Annotated in this window: 2 protein-coding genes; both read right to left on the reverse strand. The window is 44.5% G+C overall.

Going from position 1 to position 1,721, the window contains the following annotated elements:
* Window positions 1–435: 435 nt before the first annotated feature.
* The gene (locus E4P82_RS20805; protein WP_169250667.1) at window positions 436–828 is read right to left on the reverse strand and encodes a hypothetical protein; all 393 of its coding nucleotides are present in this window, start codon (window positions 826–828) and stop codon (window positions 436–438) included.
* A 457-nt stretch (window positions 829–1,285) separates the two neighbouring features.
* Window positions 1,286–1,720, reverse strand: coding sequence for a type II toxin-antitoxin system VapC family toxin (locus E4P82_RS20810; RefSeq protein ID WP_169250668.1), 435 nt, complete (start codon window positions 1,718–1,720; stop codon window positions 1,286–1,288).
* Between the last annotated feature and the right edge of the window lies 1 nt (window position 1,721).

Here is a 1,721-nt window from a genome sequence, read left to right on the forward strand (position 1 = left end):
ATCTTGAATTTCATGGAATAACGGAAAAAAACAAGCAGTTTTCCAGAAAATCTAGACATGAATTTAGGAAAATTTTTAAGGATGACTTAAAAGCTAAGACTCGCCATATCTAGCATTACTAATAATTAATAATGCTGTTTTGATCGCAATTTTCTCTCATAAGCTCTCAGGTACTTGGCTCTTGTACAATAGGAATTGTGAATTATTATGACAGAAATATTTGTATATTTTCATATAAATAACATTAAAAAATTTCCAGGTTCAAAGATTACCGTATACGTTCAGCAGCGGAGTTCGCTACAACGATAAATTAAGCTTTGTATTTTCCACTGATTATCATATTCTTAAATTAAAAATAAGCGAGTGCGCTAACTCACTATATAGCATTGGATTCATTGTGCGCTATCTACATTTAATGGTCTCAGTGTGCAACTTTCAAATCCCATATGCATTCCCTCGCACCCTTTTATTACAAAAAAAACCTTTAAGCCTGAGTTTATCTCTATAAACGATAGCATCAGCATCTTTATCGTCTAGTGAGTGGTCAATAAATATGTCGTATCCCTGGCACTTTTCTCTTGATGGCTTTTCATTTTCTTTTAGTTCTTGGCATTCTGAATATATCCAAAAATAATTTATGTTAAATGTATTGCTGACTAGCTCGATAGCTTCTAAACTATTGTCATCGTAACTTGCATTTCTGTAAACGTCAAAGTAGACTATTTCCTTTGAATTATTCAAAATGAAGTCAGCAAATCTTTTTTCCCTTATTAAAATTGCCGATTTCCCCTTCAAACCTCTTTCTTGATGACGCTGATTCTTTTCCATACGTTATATTTATATGGCCTCGATTTTCTCCAATAGCAGGGCTTTGACTGCCATAAGTTGTCTGATTTCCACTCTTTCCTTCATGAGGCAGTAAAGTAATAAGAATACCAATGGCAGATACGATTGTTCCTAGCACTGTAGCTTTACCAGCCATATCTAACCTCATAAAAAGCTCGTAGAAGCTGTTGAAATCTCAAAAATTAAAAACCTTGTCTAACAAGTGATTAGATAATTCTATATAACTTTACTGCAGTAGAGTTATACGTCAAAAACTCGATCCGCCGAGTGATCTTAACGGATCGTTTTTTATGAAAGGGTCGCTGTGCGTCTATTTTAAATAGACCGTTTGTAGCGAAAAAGTCCCCGAGTCGCACGCGCTACCCCCACGAGTTTAACGGCATCCCGCGTCGTTGCGACCGGCCGAGACGGGACAAAAACGACGAAGGCCGCGCCCGATTCACGCCGATGGCACCTCGAACGTCCACGGATCGAATGTCGCCACCCCGGTCGGCCGGAAATCCGCCCCGTTCCGAGTCGCGACGATCAAGCCATGCGTCAACGCCGTCGCCGCAATCAACGCATCGCGCTCCGAACGCGGGTCGGGAACGTGCAACCGGGCGCAACGACGCGCGACGGCGACATCGACCGGCAGCATCCGCTCCGAAAACGCCGGCAACACCCGCTCCTCCAACCAAGCCCGCAACAGCGCCCCCTGCGCCGGATCGCGGCGCTCGATCCGCAGCACGCCCCATTCCAGCTCCAATACGGTGACGACCGACAGGAACAGGCTGACGACCGGCACACTCGCCGCCCAGGCCACGACATGCGGATCGGCCTTGCCCGCCTTCGCCCGCCGCAGCTCGGACACCACGTTGGTATCGAGCAGGTACATC

It is taken from the genome of Candidatus Competibacter phosphatis (assembly GCF_012939995.1).
GTDB lineage: Bacteria > Pseudomonadota > Gammaproteobacteria > Competibacterales > Competibacteraceae > Competibacter > Competibacter phosphatis.

Excerpts from the sequence above, each read along its gene's own strand:
- E4P82_RS20805 (WP_169250667.1), bottom strand. The coding sequence starts at position 828 with ATGGAAAAGAATCAGCGTCATCAAGAAAGAGGTTTGAAGGGGAAATCG.
- E4P82_RS20810 (WP_169250668.1), bottom strand. The coding sequence starts at position 1,720 with ATGTACCTGCTCGATACCAACGTGGTGTCCGAGCTGCGGCGGGCGAAG.